General features: G+C 68.6%; 20 protein-coding genes. 9 read left to right on the plus strand and 11 right to left on the minus strand.

All coding sequences use genetic code 11. From position 1 onward, the window contains the following. Positions 1 to 12 precede the first annotated feature (12 nt). Both ABS78_RS03615 and ABS78_RS03620 read left to right on the plus strand, forming a co-directional pair. Complete coding sequence (locus tag ABS78_RS03615; RefSeq protein ID WP_293374989.1) at positions 13 to 714, plus strand: response regulator transcription factor; 702 nt, start codon at positions 13 to 15, stop codon at positions 712 to 714. A 28-nt stretch (positions 715 to 742) separates the two neighbouring features. Continuing rightward, positions 743 to 1,465, plus strand: coding sequence for an ATP-binding protein (locus ABS78_RS03620; protein ID WP_293374992.1), 723 nt, complete (start codon positions 743 to 745; stop codon positions 1,463 to 1,465). 22 nt (positions 1,466 to 1,487) lie between these two features. Here the strand turns inward: ABS78_RS03620 and fixJ are convergent, their stop codons facing one another. The 4 genes from fixJ to ABS78_RS03640 form a co-directional block, all read right to left on the minus strand. Further along, complete coding sequence (gene fixJ, locus ABS78_RS03625; RefSeq protein ID WP_293374995.1) at positions 1,488 to 2,108, minus strand: response regulator FixJ; 621 nt, start codon at positions 2,106 to 2,108, stop codon at positions 1,488 to 1,490. Beyond that, positions 2,065 to 3,459 (minus strand): PAS domain S-box protein, encoded by a 1,395-nt coding sequence (locus ABS78_RS03630; protein ID WP_293374998.1) that lies wholly within the window; start codon positions 3,457 to 3,459, stop codon positions 2,065 to 2,067. Before ABS78_RS03630 ends, fixJ begins: the two co-directional genes overlap by 44 nt. 288 nt (positions 3,460 to 3,747) lie before the next feature. Continuing rightward, complete coding sequence (locus tag ABS78_RS03635; RefSeq protein WP_293375001.1) at positions 3,748 to 4,293, minus strand: GNAT family N-acetyltransferase; 546 nt, start codon at positions 4,291 to 4,293, stop codon at positions 3,748 to 3,750. Continuing rightward, complete coding sequence (locus ABS78_RS03640; RefSeq protein WP_293375004.1) at positions 4,290 to 6,371, minus strand: S9 family peptidase; 2,082 nt, start codon at positions 6,369 to 6,371, stop codon at positions 4,290 to 4,292. The genes ABS78_RS03635 and ABS78_RS03640 overlap by 4 nt, the downstream gene beginning before the upstream one ends. 184 nt (positions 6,372 to 6,555) lie before the next feature. Between ABS78_RS03640 and ABS78_RS03645 the strand changes: the two genes are divergently transcribed. Continuing rightward, positions 6,556 to 7,383, plus strand: a complete 828-nt coding sequence (locus ABS78_RS03645) for a serine protease (RefSeq protein WP_363082601.1) — start codon at positions 6,556 to 6,558, stop codon at positions 7,381 to 7,383. Between the two features lie 164 nt (positions 7,384 to 7,547). Here the strand turns inward: ABS78_RS03645 and ABS78_RS03650 are convergent, their stop codons facing one another. From ABS78_RS03650 to ABS78_RS03660, 3 genes are all read right to left on the minus strand, one after another. Further along, positions 7,548 to 7,997 (minus strand): MaoC family dehydratase, encoded by a 450-nt coding sequence (locus ABS78_RS03650; RefSeq protein WP_293375010.1) that lies wholly within the window; start codon positions 7,995 to 7,997, stop codon positions 7,548 to 7,550. Between the two features lie 164 nt (positions 7,998 to 8,161). After that, positions 8,162 to 8,383 (minus strand): type II toxin-antitoxin system RelE/ParE family toxin, encoded by a 222-nt coding sequence (locus ABS78_RS03655; protein WP_293375472.1) that lies wholly within the window; start codon positions 8,381 to 8,383, stop codon positions 8,162 to 8,164. A 289-nt stretch (positions 8,384 to 8,672) separates the two neighbouring features. Continuing rightward, positions 8,673 to 10,214, minus strand: a complete 1,542-nt coding sequence (locus tag ABS78_RS03660; RefSeq protein ID WP_293375013.1) for an acyl-CoA synthetase — start codon at positions 10,212 to 10,214, stop codon at positions 8,673 to 8,675. A gap of 172 nt (positions 10,215 to 10,386) precedes the next feature. On the opposite strand from ABS78_RS03660, the gene ABS78_RS03665 reads away from it, so the two are divergent. The 3 genes from ABS78_RS03665 (at position 10,387) to ABS78_RS03675 (ending at position 12,628) form a co-directional block, all read left to right on the plus strand. Beyond that, positions 10,387 to 11,265 carry a crotonase/enoyl-CoA hydratase family protein gene (locus ABS78_RS03665; RefSeq protein ID WP_293375016.1) on the plus strand — a complete coding sequence of 293 codons (879 nt, stop codon included), beginning with the start codon at positions 10,387 to 10,389 and terminating at the stop codon, positions 11,263 to 11,265. A gap of 302 nt (positions 11,266 to 11,567) precedes the next feature. Continuing rightward, the gene (locus ABS78_RS03670) at positions 11,568 to 11,987 is read left to right on the plus strand and encodes a MucR family transcriptional regulator (RefSeq protein ID WP_293375019.1); all 420 of its coding nucleotides are present in this window, start codon (positions 11,568 to 11,570) and stop codon (positions 11,985 to 11,987) included. A 146-nt stretch (positions 11,988 to 12,133) separates the two neighbouring features. Next, positions 12,134 to 12,628, plus strand: coding sequence for a PAS domain-containing protein (locus tag ABS78_RS03675; RefSeq protein WP_293375022.1), 495 nt, complete (start codon positions 12,134 to 12,136; stop codon positions 12,626 to 12,628). Positions 12,629 to 12,829: 201 nt separating this feature from the next. Here ABS78_RS03675 and katG read toward each other — a convergent pair whose 3' ends face one another. From katG to ABS78_RS03695, 4 genes are all read right to left on the minus strand, one after another. Continuing rightward, positions 12,830 to 15,070 (minus strand): catalase/peroxidase HPI, encoded by a 2,241-nt coding sequence (katG, locus tag ABS78_RS03680; protein ID WP_293375025.1) that lies wholly within the window; start codon positions 15,068 to 15,070, stop codon positions 12,830 to 12,832. A 150-nt stretch (positions 15,071 to 15,220) separates the two neighbouring features. Then, the gene (locus tag ABS78_RS03685) at positions 15,221 to 15,478 is read right to left on the minus strand and encodes a hypothetical protein (RefSeq protein ID WP_293375028.1); all 258 of its coding nucleotides are present in this window, start codon (positions 15,476 to 15,478) and stop codon (positions 15,221 to 15,223) included. 95 nt (positions 15,479 to 15,573) lie between these two features. After that, entirely contained in the window at positions 15,574 to 16,959 is a 1,386-nt protein-coding gene (locus ABS78_RS03690) for a bifunctional diguanylate cyclase/phosphodiesterase (protein ID WP_293375031.1), read from the minus strand. Positions 16,960 to 17,068: 109 nt separating this feature from the next. Beyond that, positions 17,069 to 18,373 (minus strand): dicarboxylate/amino acid:cation symporter, encoded by a 1,305-nt coding sequence (locus tag ABS78_RS03695; RefSeq protein WP_293375034.1) that lies wholly within the window; start codon positions 18,371 to 18,373, stop codon positions 17,069 to 17,071. 115 nt (positions 18,374 to 18,488) lie between these two features. On the opposite strand from ABS78_RS03695, the gene ABS78_RS03700 reads away from it, so the two are divergent. From ABS78_RS03700 to ABS78_RS03710, 3 genes are read left to right on the plus strand one after another with little or no spacing between them, the layout of a single operon-like run. Then, a complete protein-coding gene (locus tag ABS78_RS03700) occupies positions 18,489 to 19,934 on the plus strand; it encodes an AMP nucleosidase (RefSeq protein ID WP_293375037.1) in 1,446 nt (481 codons plus the stop codon). A 52-nt stretch (positions 19,935 to 19,986) separates the two neighbouring features. Further along, entirely contained in the window at positions 19,987 to 20,760 is a 774-nt protein-coding gene (locus ABS78_RS03705) for a tyrosine-protein phosphatase (RefSeq protein WP_293375040.1), read from the plus strand. A gap of 11 nt (positions 20,761 to 20,771) precedes the next feature. Then, positions 20,772 to 21,944 (plus strand): alanine--glyoxylate aminotransferase family protein, encoded by a 1,173-nt coding sequence (locus ABS78_RS03710; protein ID WP_293375043.1) that lies wholly within the window; start codon positions 20,772 to 20,774, stop codon positions 21,942 to 21,944. Positions 21,945 to 21,968: the final 24 nt, after the last annotated feature.

Consider the following 21,968-nt stretch of genomic DNA (forward strand, 5'->3'; position numbering starts at 1 on the left):
AGACACCGCGCCATGCATATCCTGATCGTCGAAGACAACGCCAACGCCGCCCGCAGCGCCGAGCTGATCCTGTCCGGCGCCGGCCACAACGTCGCCGTCACCGCCTCAGGTGAGGAAGCCGTCGAACTTGCCGAGATCTACGACTACGACGTCGTCCTCATGGACATCGACCTGGAGGACATCTCCGGGATCGAAGCCCTGCGCACGCTGCGGCTGAAGAAGAACGCCACGCCGGTCATCATGGTGTCGGGCGCCGCCGAGATCACCGCGAAGGTCGAGGCCCTGGCCGCCGGCGCGGACGACTACATGACCAAGCCCTACCACAAGGACGAACTGTCGGCCCGCATCACCGCGGTGGTGCGCCGTTCGCGCGGCCACACCTCGTCGGTCATCCGCACCGGCCCGATCGAGCTGAACCTGGACACCCGCCAGGCCGCCGTCGCCGGCTATCCGGTCCACCTGACCCCCAGCGAGTACAAGATGCTGGAGGTCCTCTCCCTGCGGAAGAACACGGTCCTCACCAAGGAGGCCTGCCTCAACCATCTCTACAACGGCGCGTCAGAGCCGGAGCCCAAGATCATCGATGTCTTCATCTGCAAGCTGCGCAAGAAGATCGCGGCGGCGACGGGCGGCGAGGTCCTGATCGAGACGGTGTGGGGCGGCGGCTACATGCTCCGTGATCCGAAGGCGGGCGAACAGCGAATGGCGGCCTGACGGGCCGCGACGTCCCGAGGGCGCGGACATGGACGCCATGCGGGTGCTGGACGAGGCGGAGGCGGCCGACGTGCGCGCCGAGGTCCTCGTCCACGACCTCAACAACCTGTTGAATGTGGTCCTGGCGGCGGCGGAGGCCCTGGCGCTTCAGGCGCCGCCCGGTACGGACACGCACGAACTGGCGCGGATCAGCCAGTCGGCCGCCGAACGAGGCGGGGTGTTGCTGCGCAAGCTGGCGGACTTGTCCGGCGATGCGCCCGCGCCGGCGGAAGGGGTGGACTGCGCCGAGGCGTTGGTTACGACCGCGCGCCTGGCCAACGTGACCACCTCGGGAACGGTGACGGTCGTGGCCCGGGGAATGTCCGCGCCGCTCGCCTGCCGCGCCGACCGCGCCGATCTTGAATCGGCTCTTCTGAATCTCTGCGTGAACGCCGCTCACGCGATGCCGCGGGGCGGCGTCATCCAGATCTCCGCCTACCCGCGACGCCCGACGGACGCCTGCGCGCGCCGGCTTGGCCTGGCGCCGAACCTCTACGCCGCCTTCTCTGTAAGCGATCCGGGCCTGGGGATGACTCCCGAGGTGCTGGCCAACGCCGTCCGGCCCGGCTTCTCCACCCGCAAGGGGCGCGGAGGGCGGGGGTTGGGCCTGGCCGGAGTCGCCGACTTCGCCCGACGCAGCGGCGGGGCCCTCGACCTGGCGTCCACCCTGGGTCGGGGAACGACCGCGACGCTCTATCTCCCGTTGGCCTAGAGACGATCCAGGGCTTGCGGCCTCACGAAGCGCCGGCGGCGATCGTGGTGCGGATCAGGTCCGAGAGGCTGTCGGCCCGCATCTTCGACATGACGTTGGCGCGGTAGATCTCCACCGTGCGCGGGCTGATGGCCAAGGTGGCGGCGATCACCTTGTTGCTGGCGCCCTCAAGGATCAGATCCAGGACCTGGCGCTCGCGACCCGTCAGGCTGTCGAGCCGGCGCCGCACGCGCGAGCGCGCCGCGTCGGCGTCGGCGGCGGCGTCGTTGTCCTCCAGGCAGCCCCGCACCGCCCGGAACAGGTGCTCGGCTTCGAACGGCTTCTCCAGGAAGTCGCTGGCCCCGGCCTTCATCGCATCCACGGCGCGGCTTACGTCGGCATGCCCCGTTATCACTATCACAGGTAGAAGGGAGCCCATTCCCTTGAGCGTCCGGATCAGTTCGATCCCGTCCATGCCCGGCATCTTCAGGTCGGTGACGATGCAGCCGCGGGCCGCCGGATCGAACATGGCCAGGAAATCGTGGGCGGACGCGAAACTCCGCGTGGGCATCCCGTCGGACTTCAGCAGCATGACCAGGGAATCGCGCGCGGCGTCGTCGTCATCGACGACGTAGACCGTCCGATCGGCCGCTGACGTCAGCATCGCCCCCCACCCGCGCCAGTAGAAAACTAAAAGCGGCGCCACCCAGGCGGCTGGGCTCGGCCCAGATCCGTCCTCTGTGATTTTGGACTATAGCACTCGAAATCGACAATCCTAGCCCCATCCCTTCGGGCTTTGTGCTGGCCAGGGGTTGGAATAGGCGATCGGCGACCGCGTCGTCGATGCCAGGCCCGCTATCCTCGACAGTCGTGATGACGGCGTTGTCTGAATCGAGGCGCGTCGAGATTTTGATTTCCCGGTTCGGGTACTTGTTGACAGCTTCGATGGCGTTGCGCGCGAGGTTGACGAGCAATTGTTGAATCTGAATGCGGTCGGCCATCACCACGTCGTCGCCCTTGGACAGGTCGTACGTCACCCGCGCGTTGGCCTCGCGCGCCATCAGGGTGATGATGAAGTCCACCTCGCCGATCATGGCCGACAGGCTCTCGGGCTTCTGGAGGGTGCCGCCACGGGCCGCCAGGTCGCGCATGGTGCGGATGATCTCGCCCGCGCGGACGGCCTGGTCTCCGGCCCGGGCCACGGCGTCGATCAGGTCGTCGTCGTCCAGCTCCAGCCTCGCGATAAGGTTGCGGGCGGCGCGCAGGTAGTTGGCCACGGCCGACAAGGGCTGGTTGAGTTCGTGCGCCAGGACCGAGGCCATTTCACCCATCGAGTTGGCGGACCAGACCTGTGTGAGCTGGGTGCGCAGCTCGTCGGCGCGCCGTTCGGCGTCGTGCGCCGATGTCAGGTCGTGGATCAGCATCGTGAACAGGCGCCGGCCGGCCACCTCGACCTCGCTCACGCGAACCTCCATGGGGAAGTCCGCACCGTCCTTTCGCCGTCCCGTGAGCTGTCGATAGCTCGCGCTGGCGCCGCTTTCGTCGGCCTGGAGGAGGGCCGTCAGCAGCCCCGCTTCGTCCGGCGGGGCCAGGCGCGACACCTTCTGGCCGACGATCTCGGTCGCCGACCAGCCGAACAACCGCTCCGCCGTTTGGCTGAAGCTCTGAATCTCGCCGAGATCGTCGGTCAGCACCAGCGCGTCGGCCACGATCTCCAGGTTGGCCTGCAGCAGGGCCTCGCGTTCGGCCTGGTCGGCGATCAGCTCGGCGGCCGCCCGTCTCTCTCCGGCGAGCCGGCGCAGGAAAGCCGTCATCCCCGCGCCCAGCGCCGCCAGCGCTGCGGCGCCGAGGGCGACCTCGGGCATGGGGAGGCCGGCGGCGCGGCCGATCATATAGGCGCCGGGGGTCAGCAGGACGGTGGCGGTCAGCGCCGCGCCCGCGCCGCCCAGGACGCCGCACGCCAGCAGCACTGGCGCGCAGAGCGAAAGCACCGAGTGGCCGAGGGTTGGGCTCAATAGATGAAGCGCGCCCAGCAAGGCCGCGGAAACCCCGATCGCCAGAAGCTGTCCCCGGACACCTCCCAGCGGAAACCCCAAATTCGCCACGCCGGCTGTGCGATGTCCCGTCCACAACCCTGGCATACGATCTACATTCCTGCCGGCCCCGAACCGGCGTCCGCAGTTGTGCGGGAAACGAGAAAGCGAAGCAATTACGTAGGATTACATAAGGGGACTGTTCGTTCGATTGTTCGCGCCAAAGGCGAATTCAGAGATTCGATCTCAACATCTACGCGAACACTTCGGTCATCTGTCCGACAGATCGACGCCGGGACCGGCCGGAGCGACCGTGTCGCCGCCGTTCAGGCCCTTCTGCATCCAGACGATGTCGACCCATCGTCCGTGCTTGAAGCCGAGAGCCCGTCCGACGCCTGCGTCCGTGAAGCCCAGCGATCGATGCAGGCCGATGGACGCCGCGTTGCCGCTGTCGCCGATGACCGCCACCATCTGGCGCACGCCCATGCCCTCGCAGGTGTCGATCACGGCGGCCAGCATGGCCCGGCCCACGCCGCGGCCCACGGCCCGAGGCGCCACATAGACGCTGTCTTCCACCGTGTAGCGATACGCGGCCCTGGGTCGGAATGGGCCGGCATAGGCGAATCCGAGGACAGCGCCGTCTCCTTCGGCGACCACATAGGGTAGGCCGCGGGCGGCGATGCCGAGGCGGCGGCGCTCCATCTCTGCGGCCGAGGGGGGCGTCTCCTCGAACGTTCCGAATCCGTTCAGGACGTGATGCCCGTAGATGGCCGCGATGGCCTCGGCGTCGTCCGGTGTCGCGGCTCGGACGATCATACCTTGCCGTCTCCCTCCACCGCCCAGAGGGCGAAGGCGTAGTCGAGTGCGATTTCCTTCAGGAAGTCGAACCGGCCCGACGCGCCGCCGTGACCGGCCTCCATGTTGATCTTGAGCAGGATCGGCGCGTCGCCCGTGGCGTGCTCGCGCAGCTTCGCCACCCACTTGGCCGGCTCCCAGTAGGTGACCCTGGGGTCCGAGAGACCGCCCGTCGCCAGGATCGGGGGATAGGCCTGCGCCGAGACCTGGTCGTAGGGGCTGTAGCCGGCGATGCGGTCGTAGGCCTGGGCGTCCTCGATGGGATTGCCCCACTCCGGCCACTCGGGCGGCGTGAGGGGCAGGGAAGTGTCGCTCATGGTGTTCAGCACGTCCACGAACGGCACGGCGGCGACGATCGCGCCCCACAGGTCCGGGCGCAGGTTGGCGACCGCGCCCATCAGCATTCCCCCGGCCGAGCCGCCATAGGCGGCGATCCGGCCCCTGGACCCGTATCCCTGGGCGATCAGGTGTTCGGCGCAGGCGATGAAGTCGGTGAAGGTGTTGGTCTTCTTCTCCTTCCGCCCGTCCAGGAACCAGCCCCAGCCCTTGTCCGAGCCGCCGCGGATGTGGGCTGTGGCCCAGATCCAGCCGCGGTCCACGAGGCTCAGATTGCGGATCGAGAAGCTGGGCTCCATGGCGTGGCCGTAGCTGCCGTAGCCGTAGAGCAGCACCGGCGCCGAGCCGTCCTGCGGCGTCCCCTTGCGCATCAGCAGCGTCATCGGCACCTCGGCGCCGTCGGTCGCCTTGGCGAAGATCCGCCGCGCCACATACTGCGACGGATCGTGCCCCGAAGGCACCTCCTGGGTCTTGCGAAGCGTCCGCTCGCGCGTGGCCATGTCGTAGTCGAACCACTGCCGGGGCGTCGTGGGCGACTGGTAGACGAAGCGCGTCGCCGTGGTCGCGTACTCGTATCCGCCTTCCAGATTGAGGGCGTAGGCCTCCTCGTCGAAGGCCACGACGTGTTCGGTCCCATCACGCCCCGTCACCACCAGACGGTCCAGCGCCTCCACCCGCTCGGCCCGCACGAGGAACTCGGCATAGGTCGCGAAACCCGCCAGGTAATGGCCCGGCCGATGCCCGATCCAGTCGCGCCACGAGGCGCGCGCCGGGACCGCGGCGTCCGAGACGCAGAGCTTGAAATCCACGGCGCCGTCGGCGTTTGTGCGGATGACCCACCGGTCGGTCCAGTGGTCCAGGGCGTACTTCACCCCCACCTGCCGCGGCTCGGCCACCACCGGCGCGGCCGTGGGCTCGGCGGCCGGGATCAGCCAGAGCTCGGTGGTCTCCTGATCGCCCACGTGGATCAGGATGTGGCTGTCGTCGGCCGCGACGCCCACGCCCAGGAACATGCCGTCGTCGGCCTCCTCGTAGACCAGCGCATCCTCACCGCCTCTCGCCGCGCGCCGGAAGACCTTCGCGGGGCGAGCGTTCTCGTCGCGCCAGATCCAGAACAGCCACTGCGAGTCCGGCGAGAAGCAGAAGTCGCCGTAGGCGCTCTCGACTGGTGCGCCCACGGTCTCGCCGCTGGCCAGGTCCTTCACGTGGATGCGGTAGTATTCCGAGCCCTGCGTATCCGCCGCCCAGGCGTACAGGGCGTGGTCCGGGCTGTGATGCGCGGCGCCCACCTGGAAGTAGGCGTGATCCTTCGACAGCGCCTCTTCATCCAGCAACACCGTCTCGGGGCCGCCGCCCCGGGGACGGCGGGCGTGGATGGGATGCTCGGCGCCCAGGTCGTAGCGCACGTAGTACTCGAACGGCCCGTCGGGCGCCGGGACTGAACTGTCGTCCTCCTTGATGCGCCCCTTCATCTCGGCGAACAGGCTGGCCTGCAGCGCCTCGGTCCCCGCCAGCATCGCCTTGGTGTAGGCGTTCTCGGCTTCGAGGTGGGCGCGGATGTCGGCGCGCAGGGCCTTGGGGTCGCGCAGCACCTGCTGCCAGTTCTCGTCCTTCATCCAGGCGTAGTCGTCCACGCGGACGCGGCCGAGCTGTTCGATGCGATGCGGGATCCTGGGCGCGACGGGCGGGACGGGTTTGGTCATGTGGGCTAGATGCGCCGCCGCCGCGCCAGGCTCAAGCTGGCCGGTCACGATTTCGAGCGGCGGGCGGGGTGAGACTCATTGGCGCCTTGCTGGCGCGAGGTCTTCGGCTATTCACTGTTTGTGCATCCACTTCGCGCATCAAGACGCGAGGGGCTTCATCGAGTATCAGGGGCCGGCAATGGTCATGGACCTTGCGGTAGAGTTGATCCACGCGACCGTTCAGCTCGAGCAGCCGCTCGGCGACGGCACGCGGACCGTGGGCACGGGGTTCCTGATCTCGGCGCCCGGACCCGACGGCGCGCCGCGCACGGTGCTGGTCACTGCCAACCACGTCCTTCACAAGATGCAGCAGCCTGAAGCGCGCATCGGCTATCGCCTCTCCAATCCGGACGGAAGCTGGTCGTACGCCCCCAAGCCGCTGAAGATCCGCGACAAGGACGGGGCGGAACTCTGGACCCAGCATCCCAGCCGCGACGTCGCCGCCATGGTGGTCAAGGCGCCGCCCGAATTCGCCCGTGCGGCCATTCCGCTGAACTACCTCGCCGGCGACGACACCTTCGAAGCCTGGCGCGTGGGCGCGGGCAACGAGATGATGGCGCTGGGCTTCCCCCGTGGCCTCTCGGCCAATTCGGCGGGTTTCCCGATCCTGCGCTCGGGGCGGGTGGCGTCCTACCCGCTGGGGCCGGCCGCGGCCTTCCCCACCTTCCTCCTCGATTTCTCGGTGTTCCCCGGCAATTCCGGCGGCCCGGTCTTCGTCAGCCGCGCTCAGAACGCCACGGGCCTGACGCCCATCTCGGACGCTGCGCCGGGATCGGGCTTCATCGCAGGCCTGCTCACCCAGCAGGTCGAACTGAACAACGAGCGGCTCGAGATCGGCATCGTCACCCACGCCCGCTACATCCGCGAGACGATCGCCCTGCTTCAGGGGCCCCTGCCGCTCGCGCCTGCGATCGTGGCCGAAGCGCCGCCGGTCGCAGGCGCCCGCGCCGCGGCCGCCCAGGCGCAGGAGTAGTTTTCCCCGGCTTGCCGGCGCCCGTCTGCGAGGCCGAATCTTCAGAACCACGAAAGCGCGCGGAAAGACGCGGAAGGCGCCGCGCAATTCCGTGTCTGCCGCGGCGCCATGGCCGAGCCCCACTCGCGCGGGCGTCCCAAGCGGAACGCCCGCCCGTCGGTCGATCAGCCGCCGTACAGAACTGAGATCGTCTCGGCGATGCAGGCGGGACGCTCCTCGCCCTCAATCTCGATGGTGCACTCGTTCTTGATCTGCATCCCGCCGGCCTTGGCTTCGGCGCCGATCAGCTTCTGGCGCATGCGCACGCGCTTGCCCACGCGCACCATGTTGGTGAAACGCACCTTGTCCGAACCATAGTTGATGCCGCGGGTCACGCCCTTCACGGGCAGCATGCCCGCGCCGAGGAACGGGATGAGCGACAGGGTCAGATAGCCGTGGGCGATCGGGCCGCCGATCTCCCGGGTGGCGCGCTCCACATCCACGTGGATCCACTGATGGTCGCCGGTGGCCTCGGCGAACTGGTTCACGCGCTCCTGGGTGACCTCGACCCAGTCCGACACGCCCACTTCCTGGCCCACCAGTCCGGGCAGGTCCTTGATCTCGACCGGGTTCATGCGTTCGCTCCCTCGCTTGCAACTGGAGCCTGTCGTCTAACATCTGTTTGGATCGGGGCAAGAAGGACGCGGCCGAAGAATACCGGGCGATCGCCGGACAGGCCCGGATCGGCCGTCAAGCCTGGCCAGGGTCCGGAGGCGCAGCGGATGTGGGATCCGGATGTCTAGCGGCCTCTCTCGCGAGCGCCGTGCCACACCGCCATGATGGTCACGGCGTCGCCTTCCGCGTCGTAGCGATAGCGGATGATGCAGGGGCGCACGAAGGTCAGTTCGCGCAATCCCCGGCCCGCCGGACGCCCACGCTCGGGCAGTGTCTCAAGACTGTTGACGGCGTCCAGGATTTCCTGCGCGAAAGCCTCTGCGGTGCGAGGCCTGTCGACAGCAATTCAGTCGTAGATTTCCTCGACGCCGCGAAGCGCGGTGTCAGACCAGGTGACGGTCGCCAATCCTCAGCGCGACCGGGGCCGGGGCGCACGCTCCCCGCGCGCGAGCTTTTCCAGCCACAACTTCACCTCGCTGTGCGGCACGACGCGTCCGGCATCGGCGTCGGCCAAGCCGCGCGCGGTAGACGCCTCGAGCGAGTCGCGTTCGTGGCGAGGGAGGGCGGCCGACTTCACCGGGCGCTGCGTCATACCGGCAGGTTAGCATGCCGTCTCGCCAGAACAAAACGCGACCTCACACGATCCGCGAGCCCTCCTTGCCCCAGTAGGCGTCGCGGATGAGGCGCTTGTAGAGCTTGCCGGTCGGATGCCGCGGCAGTTCCTGCATGAAGTCCAGCTTCCGTGGCGCCTTCACGTGGCTCAGGTTGGTGCGGGCGAAGGCGAGGAGTTCGTCGCGCAGGGCGTCACCCGCCTCGGCCCAGTCCGCCGGCTGGATCACGGCGACCACCTGTTCTCCCATCTCCTCGTGAGGGGCGCCCACCACCGCCACGTCGGCGACCTTTGGGTGGCCGATCAGCAGGTTCTCGATCTCCTGCGGATAGATGTTCACCCCGCCCGAGATGATCATGAAGCTCTTGCGGTCGGTGAGATAGAGGTAGCCCTCCTCGTCCACCCAGCCCACGTCGCCCAGAGTGGTCCATCCGTGCTTGTTGGTGCCCTCGGCGATCTTCTCGGGCGCGTTGTGGTAGGCGAGCGGCGGGCCGTTGGCGAAGTGCACCACGCCCTCGCTCCGCGGCGGCAGCGCCTCGCCGTCCTCGTCGCAGATGCGCAGTTCGCCCATCACCGCCTTGCCCACCGAGCCCTTATGGGTCAGCCATTCCTGGGCGCTGATGAAGCAGAAGCCGTTGCCCTCGGTGCCAGCGTAGTACTCGTAGATCACCGGCCCCCACCACGCGATCATCTGTTCCTTCACGGGGACCGGGCACGGGGCGGCGGCGTGTACGGCCGAGACCATCGAACTGACGTCGTATTTCGCCCGCACCTCTTCGGGCAGCTTCAGCATCCGGACGAAGTGGGTGGGCACGAACTGGCCCACATTGACCTTGTGCGCCTCGATCAGGGCCAGGCATTGCTCGGGATCGAACTTCTCCATCACCACGACCGTGCCGCCCATCTTGTGGACGCTCATGCACCAGCGCAGGGGCGCGGCGTGGTAGAGGGGCGCCGGCGAGATGTAGGTGCAGCCCGGCGGGAAACCGAACAACCCCTGGGCCATCATCCCCAGCGCGGTCGGCTCGTCGATGGCGCCGCCCGTCAGCGCCGGCTTGATGCCCTTCGGGCGCCCGGTGGTGCCCGAGGAGTAGAGCATGTCCGACCCGGCCGTTTCGTCGGCGATGGGCGTGGTCGGAAACGCCGAGCGCGCCGCCTCGAAGCTCTCGTAGGGCGCACGCGTCTCGCCCGCCATGTAGAGCTTCACCGACTTCGGCAACACGCCGGGCAGTTCGTCGACGACCGCGCCCACGCCGGCCGACGCGATCAGCACCTGCGCGCCGCAGTCGCCGACGATGTACTCCACCTCGCCCGCCGTCAGCTTGGACGAGATGCAGGTGTAGTAGAGCCCGCTGCGCTGCGCCGCCCAGGCGATCTCGAAGTAGCGTGGACTGTTGTCCATGAACACGGCGATGACGTCGCCGGGCTTCAGGCCCAGCGCGCGGAACAGGTGCGCGGCCTGGTTCGAGCGTTCGTCGAGCTGTCGATAGGTCACCGTCTCGCCGGACCCGGCCATGATGTAGGCGGCGCGGTCAGGGTCGGTCTTGGCGTAGGTCGCCGGATGCATCTCGTCACTCCCCTGGCGGTCTGAGCTGCCGCCGTCTTGGTCCGAGAGTAACGGGCCGTTGACGTCGGGTGCGTCAAGCGGAGCGGAGAGCATCCGAGGTCATGACGCCTCCCCCTTGACCTCCCGACCGTCAACGGTTCCGAACTGCGGCCACGGAAACAAGGAACCGCCCATGCCCACGTTCGAGACGCTGCTCTATTCGGTGGACGACGGGATCGCTACGATCACGCTCAACCGCCCCGACAAGCTGAACGCCTTCAACACCACCATGATGAAGGAGCTGATCGCCGCGTTCGACGAGACCGACGGCGACGACGCGGTTCGCGCGGTGATCGTGACCGGCGCGGGCCGGGCGTTCTGCGCCGGGGCCGATCTCTCGGCGGGCGGCGCCACCTTCGACTACGACAAGCGGGGCGGCGAGGATCAGGCGGCGCGCCAGGAAGCCGGTGTCCACCGCGACGGCGGCGGCCTGGTCACCCTGCGCATCTACGACAGCCTGAAGCCTGTCATCTCGGCCTGCAACGGGGCGGCCGTGGGCGTAGGCGTCACCATGCAGCTGGCCATGGACTTCCGGCTGGCGTCCGACAACGCCCGCTATGGCTTCGTCTTCGCCCGCCGCGGCATCAATCCCGAGGCCTGCTCCTCGTGGTTCCTGCCCAAGCTGGTCGGCGTCCAGACGGCGCTGGAGTGGTGCTACACCGGCCGCATCTTCCCGGCCCAGGAAGGCCTGGAGAAGGGGCTGGTCCGTTCCGTCCACGCGCCCGACGACCTGCTGCCCGCCGCGCGTGCGCTGGCGCGGGAGATCGCCGACAACACCGCGCCCGTCTCGGTGGCCCTCACCCGCCAGCTCATCTGGCGCATGGCCGGCGCGTCGCACCCGATGGAGGCGCACCGGGCCGACAGCCGCGCCATCCAGTCCCGCGGGCGCTCGGGCGATGCGAAGGAAGGCGTGACCTCGTTCCTGGAGAAGCGCGCCCCGGTCTATCCCGACAAGGTCTCGAGCGATGTCCCCGACATCTGGGACCACTGGAAGGCGCCGACCTTCGGTTGAGGTCAGGAGAGGCCGATTGAACTGTGGCGGCGTGCTCTTGCGGGCGCGCCGCCTGTCATTTGAACACAGCGGATTCAGTCATGTGGCGCAGGGACCTTGGAACGCAGGTAGTCCATTCTTCCGACTCTGAGGGGTGCGCGCCAATTGTCTCTGTCGAACGATACTCCACTTCATCGGAACGCTTATTCACGTAACTGTATTTCGCTGTTGTGCCGCTGCGGCTATGCCGATAATGACAGGCCACTGTTCTTGTGAATCGCTGGGCGTTGCGCAGGACGCTAACAACTTCGGAATCAAGTGAAATGGACGAAAAGACGGACGTCATCGAGATGACGGCGGACATCGTTTCCGCCTACGTTGGCAACAACACTGTGGCGGCCGCCGATCTCCCGGGCCTGATCCAGAGCGTTCACCGCGCGCTCGCCGGCGTGTCCTCGGGCGCCGAGCCGGTGGAAGCCGCGCCGAAGGAGCCGGCGGTGCCGATCCGCCGTTCGATCACCCCGGACCATCTCGTCTGCCTGGAAGACGGCCGCAAGTTCAAGTCGCTGAAGCGTCACCTGCGCACCAAGTACAACATGAGCCCCGAGGAATACCGGGCCAAGTGGGGCCTGCCCAAGGACTATCCGATGGTGGCGCCCAACTACGCCAAGGCCCGTTCCGACCTGGCCAAGCAGATGGGCCTGGGTCAGGGCGGCCGTCAGGCGCCGCGCAAGAAGCGCTGAGCTGCACACCGCTTCGACAGACGCCCGCCGGACCTCCGGCGGGCGTTTTTGCATGGCGCGTTAACCACTTTCGCCTTGCCGCCGATTCGCCGTTCGGGCGACATGCGATTCGTCATGAATCCAAGTCGTTGTCAGGACAGGTTGTGATGGCGGCTCAGCTTGCGGCGCCCGCGGCGGCCATCCGCGCGCACGAGGAGTTGTTCGCCTATTGGAACGCGTTGAGGGCCGATGCGTCGGCCCCGCCGCGTCGTCGGGTCGACCCGCGCCGCATCAAGCGTCTGCTCCCGACCGTCAGCCTGATCGACGTGCTGCCCGGCGGCGACTACCGCATGCGGCTGGCCGGGACCGGCCTCTACAACGTCTATGGCGGCGAGATCACCGGTCGCCGTCTCGGCGAAGTCTACAACACCGCGGCCGCCGACTACTGGCGCGCGGAACTGGGGCGTGTCGTTCGCGACCGTCGGCCGGGCGCGGGTGTCCACAATCTCGCCTGGAAGGGTGCGTCGCACCTGTCGCTGATCTGGCTCCGCCTGCCTCTGGCCAGCCAGGGCGACGAGGTGGACATGATCCTGGGGTACGACGCGGTCGTGGGCCTGGGGCCCGTGCAGAGCGGCATCCGGCCGGCCTCGGCGGCGGCCTGACCCGTCCGCGGGCCGTGCGCCCCGAATTCCGCTCCTCGCGACTCCGGCCCTCGCGACTCCGGCCTGGTGTTTCCGCTTTCGTCTTCGCGCCGGTTCTCGTTGTCGCCCCGGCCAAGCGATCCGCCCCGAACGGGTCCGTCGTCATGGCGCGGGCCCGTTCGGCGCAGGCCAGGGGAGCCGGCCGGAGCCGGCCCCCGGCGGTCAGGCCGCCCGACGCTGTTCGCGGGTCAGGTCGAAGCGGTCGGCGTTCATGACCTTGGTCCAGGCCGCCACGAAAGCGCGGACGAATGTCCCGGCCGCATCGGCCGACGCATAGACCTCGGAGAGCGCCCGGAGCTGGGCGTTCGAGCCGAACACCAGATCGGTGCGCGTGGCCGTCCACCGTTCCTCGCCGCTCGCCCGGTCCGTCCCGACGAACACCTCGTCGCCGCTGTCGTCCACCTGCTTCCACGCTGTGCCCATGTCGAGCAGGTTGACGAAGAAGTCGTTGGTGAGCTGCCCCGGCCTGTCGGTGAAGACCCCATGCTTCGAGCCGCCATGATTGGCGCCCAGCACACGCAGGCCGCCGACCAGCACCGTCATCTCCGGCGCGGTCAGGGTCAGCAGCGAGGCCCGGTCGATCAGCAGTTCCTCGGTGGGCACGTTGAACGCCACCTGAAGGTAGTTGCGGAAGCCGTCGACGCGCGGTTCCAGCACCTCGAAGCTCTCGGCGTCGGTCTGCTCGGCCGAGGCGTCGGTGCGGCCCGGCGTGAAGGGAACCTCCACGTCATGGCCGGCGTCCTTCGCGGCCTTCTCCACCGCCGCCACGCCGCCCAGGACGATCAGGTCCGCAAGCGAGACCTTCTTGCCCCCGGCCGCCTGGCCGTCGAAGCCGGCCTTGATCCCCTCGAGCGCGGTCAGGACACGGGCCAGCTGTTCCGGCTGGTTGACCTCCCAGTCCTTCTGCGGAGCCAGTCGGATGCGCGCGCCGTTCGCGCCGCCCCGATGGTCCGACCCGCGATAGGTCGACGCCGAGGCCCAGGCCGTCTGCACCAGTTCCGGAACCGTCAGGCCCGAACCCAGGATCTTCGCCTTCAGCGCCTGGATGTCGCCGGCGTCGATCAGCGGATGATCCGCCGGTGGGATCGGGTCCTGCCAGATCAGGTCCTCGGCCGGGACTTCGGGGCCCAGGTAGCGAGCCTTGGGTCCCATGTCCCGGTGGCACAGCTTGAACCACGCCCGGGCGAAGGCGTCCGCGAAGGCGACCGGATCCTTGCGGAACCGCTCCGAGATGGCGCGGTACTGCGGGTCCATCTTCATCGCCATGTCGGCGGTGGTCATCATGGTGGGCAGGCGTCTGTCGGGGCTGTGCGCGCCGGGCGCCATGTCCTCCGGCTTCTGGCCGATGGGCTGCCACTGCTTCGCCCCGGCGGGACTCCGCACCAGCTCGTACTCGTAGTCCAGCAGCATCCGGAAGAAGTCGTTGTCCCATTGGACCGGATGGGGCGTCCAGGCGCCTTCGATACCGCTGGTGATGGTGTGATCGCCGAAGCCGCTCTCGTGGCCGCTCTGCCAGCCCAGGCCCTGCTGGGCGATGTCGGCGCCCTCGGGCTCGGCGCCGATCTTCCCGGCGTCGCCGGCGCCGTGGGCCTTGCCGAAGGTGTGGCCTCCGGCCGTCAGCGCGACGGTCTCCTCGTCGTTCATGCCCATCCGCGCGAACGTCTCGCGGATGTCGCGGCCCGACTGGAGCGGATCGGGATTGCCGCCCGGACCCTCGGGATTGACGTAGATCAGGCCCATCTGGATTGCCGCCAGCGGGCTCTCCAGGACCATCTCCTTCTCGGGCTGGATGCGGGTCTGGTTGCCTTCCTGGCCGACCCACTGCTCCTCGGTTCCCCAATAGATGTCCCGCTCGGGCTCGTAGACGTCGGCGCGGCCGCCGCCGAAGCCGAACACCGGGCCGCCCATCGACTCGATGGCCACGTTCCCCGCCAGGATCATCAGGTCGGCCCACGACAGCTTGCGGCCGTACTTCTGCTTGATCGGCCAGAGCAGGCGCCGCGCCTTGTCGAGGTTGGCGTTGTCCGGCCAGCTGTTGAGCGGCGCGAACCGCTGCGAGCCCGAAGAGGCCCCGCCGCGCCCGTCTCCGGTGCGGTAGGTGCCGGCGCTGTGCCACGCCATGCGGATGAAGAACGGGCCGTAGTGGCCGTAGTCCGCCGGCCACCACGGCTGGCTGTCGGTCATCAGCGCGGTGAGGTCGCGCTTCACGGCGGCATAGTCCAGCGACTGGAATTCCCGGGCGTAGTCGAAGTCGTCGCCCAGCGGATCGCCTGTGGCGCCGTGCTGCGGAAGGATCTGGATGGAGAGCTGGTTCGGCCACCAGTCGCGGTTGGTCCGGCCCAACAGGGACCGGAGCGCACCGGGTTGCTTGGCGGGGCAGGAGAGCGGGCTACCATCGTCCATGGGGCTTCCTCCGTATGTGGTTGTGGACGAACCCTACGCCCCTCGCGACCGCGCTGACAAAACGGAAAACCCTATCGGCTGTAGTGGCAAAATCTATCCATGGGAAAAACCCCATAGACCTTGCCCGGAATCCACCCGCTCGACGCGCCGTCACCCCGACTTTGCAGGGATCAGCGCCGTCTCGATCTGACCGATCGCCTCGGCGACCTCACTGGCCTCGTCCGCGAACACGCCGTCCCAGGCCATCTTGAGGAAAGGCCCGGGTTGGCGGGCGCGGTCGGCGTCGTGCTGGGCGATCCAGGCCTTGAGGCGGGCCAGCAGGTCGCCGAGCGCCGCTGCGTCCAGGTCGGTTGCGCCGCGGTGCGCTCGCCACCAGGCCAGATCGTCGGCTATCCCGCCCGTCCGCATGCTCGCCTCTCCCGCCGCACCCAAGGACAGGCGGATACTCGGTCATTCCGGCGCGTTGTGGAAAGCCAGAACGCACGTGGCGTCCGCCGTGCGGCTCAGCCCGCGACGGCGAAGCGCGGCGAGGGGGGCGCAGCCGCTTCGCGCAGCATTGCGTCCATCTGGTCTGCGGGCATGGGGCGCGCGAAGAAAAAGCCCTGCATCCTGTCGCAGCCCGCCGAGCGCAGGAACAGCGCCTGGCCTTCGTCCTCGACGCCCTCCGCGGTGATGCGGACGCCCAGCGAGCGGGCCGCATGCAGCATCGAGGCGACCAGCTTCGAGACCCGAGGATCGCGGCCCACATCGTCGATGAGCGAACGGTCCAGCTTCACGGTCTGGATCGGCAGGTGCATCAGCGCCCGCAGATTGGAATAGCCCGTGCCGAAGTCGTCGAGGGCCACATTCACGCCCCGCGACGCCAGGCGCTCGATATGGCGACGTGCGAGATTCATGTCCTGGAGCAGGAAGGTCTCGGTGATCTCGACGGTCAGGGCGGTGGCGGGCAGGTCGGTGTCCGCGAGCCGGCCGATCAGCTTGCGCGAGAACCCGGGGTCCAGGAGGTCGCGCGGGCTGACATTGCACGACACCAGCTCGATCAGGCCTTCGCGGACCCACGGTGCGGCGTGCGCGCAGGCGGACTCGAACACGGCTTCGTCGATCGTGCGGATCAACCCCAGTTCCTCCGCCATCGGCACGAAGGCCGCGGGCGACAGCAGTCCCTTGTCCGGATGGCGCCAGCGCGCCAGCACTTCGACACCCACGAAGCGTCCGGTCATGGTGTCGACGATGGGCTGGAACCAAGGTTCGATCTCGCCCGCCGGGATTGCGCGTCGCAGCTCGGATTCCAGGGTCCGGCGTCGTTCGGACTCGGCGTGGAGTTCGGCGTCGAACCCGTGCCAGCGTCGTCCCCCGCACGATTTCGCCCGATACAGCGCCATGTCGGCGTAGCGCTGGAGGTCGGTGGCGTCGCTGGCGTCGCGCGGGAAGGCCGCCACGCCCACCGAACCGCCCGAGGCGATCGTACGCCCATAGATGAGGTGGTGCTGGCTGATGGCGTTCACCAGCCGCTCGGCGCGGCGGGTGATGTCCGGGTCGCCCGACACGACCGCGAACTCGTCGCCGCCGAGACGGGCCACCAGTTCGTCGGGGGCGGCGTCGTCGCGCAGGCGCCGGCCGATCTCCGCCAGCAGGAGGTCGCCGGCATGGTGCCCCAGGCTGTCGTTCAGGCTCTTGAAGCGGTCCAGGTCGATGACGAAGAGCGCCACCACGCCGCCCTGCTCGCGGGCCGCCTCGAGGCGTTCGCAGAGGCCGGACGTGAAGGCGCCGCGGTTCACGAGCCCGGTGAGGGAATCGGTCTGCGCGAGGCGCAGCGTCATCTCGCGCTCGGCCTCCAGCTCCGCGACGCGGGCGGCCAGTTCGGCAAGGCTCTTGGAAAGTGGCGGCACGTACGTGTCCGGGTCGTTCTGGACGTCCCGAAACATCTCCGGACGGGGCTAACACCGCGTTGAGGGATAGGGTTACCGGGCGTTAGGAGCCTCGGCCGACAGGCGCGCCCTATTCGACCGGCTTGGCGCGGTAGGCCTCCTCGTCCAACTCGTTCTCCATCTTGGCCACCGTGACGGCCACAGCCAGGTCGGACGTGGAGTTGGCCACCGTCCGGGTCATGTCCAGCAGGCGGTCGAAGGGCAGGACGAAGCCGACCACCAGCGCGGTCTGTTCGGCCGAGAGGCCCACGCTGCCCAACACCGCCGACAGCATGAACAGTGAGGCCGATGGCACCGGCGCCGTGCCGATCGCCACCAGCGTGATGGTGAGGCCCGCGATGAGGAACTGGACCGGCGTCAGCTCGACGCCGAACGCCTGGACCGTGAACATGGTCAGGAGGCCGATGTAGAGCGCCGTGCCGTCCATGGAGATGGTCGTCCCGATGGGCAGGGCGGTCGAGGCGACGGTGTGGCTGACGCCGAGGTTCTTTTCCGCCACCCGCATGGCCACCGGCAGGGTGGCCGCCGACGACGACGTCGAAAAGGCCACCAGGATCGCGTCCGAGATGTCCCGGAAGAAGGGCAGGACCGGCAGGCGGGCCACCAGGCGCAAGAGGCCGCCGTGCACCAGCAGCACCTGGAGCACGCAGCCCACGACCAGGGCGAGGGCGAGAAGGAAGACGTGGGTGAACACCGCGAAGCCCTGGGTGCCCATGACCCACGCCACCAGGGCGAAGACGCCGAACGGCGCCACCTCCATCACCACGCGGGTGATGAAGAGGATCATCTCGACGCCGCCGTCGAACACCTTCTTGACCGGCTCGGCCTTCTCGCCGACCGCCAGAATGGCCGCACCGAGCAGGATGGCGAAAAAGATGACCGCCAGGATGTCGCCGTTGGCCAGGGCCTCGACGGGATTGAGCGGCACGATGCCCAGGAGTTGTTCCGAAACCGACGGCGCTTCCCCCACGGGTCGCGCTTCGACGCCGGTGAAATCGACGCCCACCCCCGGCTGGAACAGATGGCCCAGCACCAGCCCCAGGATCACCGCGATCAGGGTGGTGGCGAAGTAGAAGCCGAGCACCTTGCCGCCGATCGAACCCAGCCGGCGCGGGTCGCCCATGGCGGCCATGCCCGAGGTTATGGAGAGAAAGACCAGCGGCACCACGACCATGCGGATCAGCCGGATGAACAGGTCGCCCAGCCACTTGAGCGAGGCCGCGGCCTCGCCCAGCGCCAGCCCGACGACCGCGCCCAGGACCAGCGCCAGGAGGATCCGCTTCCACAGCACGACGTCGAACCACCAGCGCTGAAGGAAGCTGCGCCGGACCGGGGCATGATCGGGCGCGCCCGGCGGAGTTTCGTTCAAGGTCATTGCGGCGTCCGACCGTGGAGGAGATGGTCTTTGTGGCGGGGATGGTGGCATTCGTCCAGACGACCACGTCCCGACCGAGTCGCAAGCGTCACCGAGCAACGCTATAAGGCGCCCGATGAAGAGACAGAACGCAGCCGGCATCGTCGATCGGCTGGAAGCTGAATATCGCAAGAGCGTCGATCAGCTCCGAACCGCCCTGAAATCCTTCCTGGCCGGCGGCCCTCCGCCCGATCCGGCCCTCCGCCGCGAAGGCGCCTTCGCCTACCCGGAGCTCAGGCTGAGCTGGGCCCCGGGCCTTCCCTATCCCCGCACCAGCCGCGCCTACGCCCGGATTCCCGCTCCGGGCCGCTACGCCGTGTCGGTCACGCGCCCCGACCTGTTCCGCGACTATCTGATCGAGCAGCTCAGCCTGCTTCAGCAGGACTTCGAGATCGAGCTGGAGGTGGGGCGTTCGGACCAGGAGATCCCGTTCCCCTATGTGCTGGACCCGGCCGACATGGCCGTCGCCGACGTGGGATCGGTCGAGATCGCGCGTTACTTCCCGACCACGGAACTGGCCTACATCGGTGACGAGATCGCCGACGGCGAGTGGATCGGCGTCGGTGGCGACACCCGTCCGCTGGCCCTGTTCGACGGCCTCCGAACGGATTTCTCGCTGGCGCGGCTCGCGCACTACACCGGCACGCCGATCGAGCATTTCCAGCAGTACATCCTGTTCACGAACTACCACCGCTATGTCGACGAGTTCGTGGCCTGGGGGGCCAGCCAGCTCCGGGCCGGCGGGCCGTATTCCGGCCTGTCGGCGGCGGGCCACGTGCTGATCGACGCCGACACGCCCGATCCCGAGGCCAAGGTCGCGGCCGGGGCCTGGCGTCGGCATCAGATGCCCGCCTACCACCTGATGGCGCCGGGCCGGGCCGGCATCACCCTGGTGAACATCGGCGTGGGGCCGTCCAACGCCAAGACCGTGTGCGATCACCTGGCCGTGCTGCGCCCCCAGGCCTGGCTGATGATCGGCCACTGCGGCGGGCTGCGCGGAAGCCAGAAGATCGGCGACTACGTCCTGGCCCACGCCTACCTGCGCGACGACCACGTGCTGGACAAGCTTCTGCCGCCCGAGATCCCGATCCCGCCGCTGGCCGAGGTCCAGGTGGCCCTCAATTCGGCCGCCGAGCAGGTGACGGGCGAGACCGGCGACCTGCTCAAGCAGCGGATGCGCACCGGCACGGTGGTGACCACCGACGATCGGAACTGGGAGCTGAAGTATTCGTCCAGCGCGCTCCGCTTCAACCAGAGCCGGGCGGTCGCCATCGACATGGAGAGCGCCACCATCGCCGCCCAGGGCTATCGCTTCCGCGTGCCGTACGGGACATTGCTCTGCGTGTCGGACAAGCCGCTGCACGGCGAGATCAAACTGCCGGGCCAGGCCAACGCCTTCTACGACCGCGCGATCGCCCAGCACCTCCAGATCGGCCTGGCCACCATCGGTCTTCTGCACAAGGAAGGCGCCCGTCTGCACTCGCGAAAGCTGCGCAGTTTCGACGAGCCGCCGTTCCGATGACGTCACGGCGAGGTGGAGAGTCCCGCGAAATCCCGCTAGATCGAGGCCCGTCATGACCCGTCGCATCACTTTCGAAGCCATCGACAACTTCCGCGACTTCGGAGACTACGTCGCCGGTCCCAAGCGGCTCAGGCGCGGCCTGCTCTACCGGTCGGCCAGCCAGTCGCGCGCCACCGACGCCGATCTCGAGAAGCTGTCCGGCCTGGGCATCGCCGTCATCGTCGACCTCCGCCGTTCGAACGAGCGCGAGCGGGAGCCATCGCGGCGCTGGACCGGGTTTGCGGCCCAGGTGATCGAGAACGACATCGGCCAGGAAAACGCCGACGAGTGGGCCACCTTCATCCAGACCTCGGACCTCACGGTGGCGTCGTTCCGGGAGTACATGCTGGAGTATTATCGACGGGCCCCGCATCAGGTCCGGCACATCGACCTGTATCGCCGCTATTTCACCGCCCTGGCCGAGACCGAAGGCCCGGTGCTGGTGCATTGCGCGGCCGGCAAGGACCGCACCGGCATCGCGTGCGCCCTGACCCACCATCTTGCCGGCGTCCACGACGACGATGTGATCGAGGACTACCTGCTCACCAACGAGCCCGAGCGCCTGGAGCGACGCCTGCCGCAGATGCGCGAGGTCGTGCGCGAGAGCACGGGTCGCACCGCCACCGACGAAGCCCTGCTGACCGCCATGCGCGTCGAACCCGAGTACCTGGCCGAGGCCTTCGCCGTGATGCGCCAGGAGAACGGCTCGCTTGACGGATACCTGGACCAGGTCCTGGGCCTCGACGACCGTGTCCGGGGCCGTATCCACGACCGCCTTCTCGCCTAGGGACACCCGAAATGCAGACCTTCCAGCCGCCCCGCCGGATCCTGATGGGGCCGGGTCCCTCGGATGTGAGTCCGCGGGTGTTGGCCGCCCTGGCGCGGCCGACCGTCGGGCACCTCGATCCCGCGTTCCAGGACCTGATGGAAGAGATCAAGGCGGCGCTGCAACGGCTGTTCAACGCGCCCGACCATGCCTGCATCCCGCTGCCCGCGCCCGGCACCGCCGGGATGGAGGCGGCCATGATGAATCTGCTCGAGCCGGGCGACCGGGCGGTGATCGCCGTCAACGGCGCCTTCGGCGGTCGCATGGCCGACATGGCCGACCGCGCAGGGGCGACCGTGACGGTCGTGGAACACGAATGGGGCCGGCCCGTCGATCCGGCCCGCGTCGAGGCGGCGCTGGCCGAAGCTCCGGCGAAGGTCCTGGCTTTCGTTCACGCCGAGACGTCGACGGGCGCCCGCAGCGACGCCGCCGCGCTCTGCGCCCTGGCCCGGAAGCATGGCGCGCTTTCGGTGGTGGACTGCGTGACGTCGCTGGGCGGGATCTCGGTGGACGTCGCGGCCTGGGACGCCGACGTCGTCTATTCGGGCACGCAGAAGTGCCTGTCGGCGCCGCCCGGCCTGTCGCCCATCGCCCTCAGCCCGCGGGCGCAGGCGGCCATCAAGGCGCGGAAGACCAAGGTCCGGAACTGGCTGCTCGATTTCAACCTGATCATGGCCTACTGGGGCGGCGAGGGCGGGCGCACCTACCACCATACGGCTCCTATCAATGCGCTCTACGGGCTGCACGAGTCGCTCGTCGCGCTCTTCGAGGAGGGCGTGCAGGCCGCGACCGTCCGTCACGCCCGGATGCACGAGGCGCTGGCTGCGGGCCTTGAGGCCGCGGGCCTGAAGCTTCTGGTCGATGAGACATGGCGCCTGCCGCAACTCAACGCGGTGCGGGTTCCGGAAGGCGTCGACGAGGCCGCTGTTCGAGCCCATGTGCTGGAGGCCTGGGACCTCGAGATCGGCGCGGGCCTGGGGCCGCTGAAGGGCAAGGTCTGGCGCATCGGCCTGATGGGCGCGTCGGCGACCCCCTGGCATGTGCGGCTCTGCCTCACCGCCCTGTGCGACGCGCTGGCCGTCCAGGGCGTCGCAGTGGACCCGGCCGCCGTTCGCGCCGCCGCCGAGGCGAGGCTGGCGGCGTAGGCCATCGGACTGGCGGGCGCCCAC

Origin of the sequence: Phenylobacterium sp. SCN 70-31, from assembly GCF_001724605.1 — a bacterium.
GTDB lineage: Bacteria > Pseudomonadota > Alphaproteobacteria > Caulobacterales > Caulobacteraceae > Phenylobacterium.

Coding starts and splice junctions, on each gene's coding strand:
- ABS78_RS03615 (WP_293374989.1), top strand. CDS start 13: ATGCATATCCTGATCGTCGAAGACAACGCCAACGCCGCCCGCAGCGCC.
- ABS78_RS03620 (WP_293374992.1), top strand. CDS start 743: ATGGACGCCATGCGGGTGCTGGACGAGGCGGAGGCGGCCGACGTGCGC.
- fixJ (WP_293374995.1), bottom strand. CDS start 2,108: ATGCTGACGTCAGCGGCCGATCGGACGGTCTACGTCGTCGATGACGAC.
- ABS78_RS03635 (WP_293375001.1), bottom strand. CDS start 4,293: ATGATCGTCCGAGCCGCGACACCGGACGACGCCGAGGCCATCGCGGCC.
- ABS78_RS03640 (WP_293375004.1), bottom strand. CDS start 6,371: ATGACCAAACCCGTCCCGCCCGTCGCGCCCAGGATCCCGCATCGCATC.
- ABS78_RS03645 (WP_363082601.1), top strand. CDS start 6,556: ATGGACCTTGCGGTAGAGTTGATCCACGCGACCGTTCAGCTCGAGCAG.
- ABS78_RS03650 (WP_293375010.1), bottom strand. CDS start 7,997: ATGAACCCGGTCGAGATCAAGGACCTGCCCGGACTGGTGGGCCAGGAA.
- ABS78_RS03660 (WP_293375013.1), bottom strand. CDS start 10,214: ATGCATCCGGCGACCTACGCCAAGACCGACCCTGACCGCGCCGCCTAC.
- ABS78_RS03665 (WP_293375016.1), top strand. CDS start 10,387: ATGCCCACGTTCGAGACGCTGCTCTATTCGGTGGACGACGGGATCGCT.
- ABS78_RS03670 (WP_293375019.1), top strand. CDS start 11,568: ATGGACGAAAAGACGGACGTCATCGAGATGACGGCGGACATCGTTTCC.
- ABS78_RS03675 (WP_293375022.1), top strand. CDS start 12,134: ATGGCGGCTCAGCTTGCGGCGCCCGCGGCGGCCATCCGCGCGCACGAG.
- katG (WP_293375025.1), bottom strand. CDS start 15,070: ATGGACGATGGTAGCCCGCTCTCCTGCCCCGCCAAGCAACCCGGTGCG.
- ABS78_RS03685 (WP_293375028.1), bottom strand. CDS start 15,478: ATGCGGACGGGCGGGATAGCCGACGATCTGGCCTGGTGGCGAGCGCAC.
- ABS78_RS03695 (WP_293375034.1), bottom strand. CDS start 18,373: ATGACCTTGAACGAAACTCCGCCGGGCGCGCCCGATCATGCCCCGGTC.
- ABS78_RS03700 (WP_293375037.1), top strand. CDS start 18,489: ATGAAGAGACAGAACGCAGCCGGCATCGTCGATCGGCTGGAAGCTGAA.
- ABS78_RS03705 (WP_293375040.1), top strand. CDS start 19,987: ATGACCCGTCGCATCACTTTCGAAGCCATCGACAACTTCCGCGACTTC.
- ABS78_RS03710 (WP_293375043.1), top strand. CDS start 20,772: ATGCAGACCTTCCAGCCGCCCCGCCGGATCCTGATGGGGCCGGGTCCC.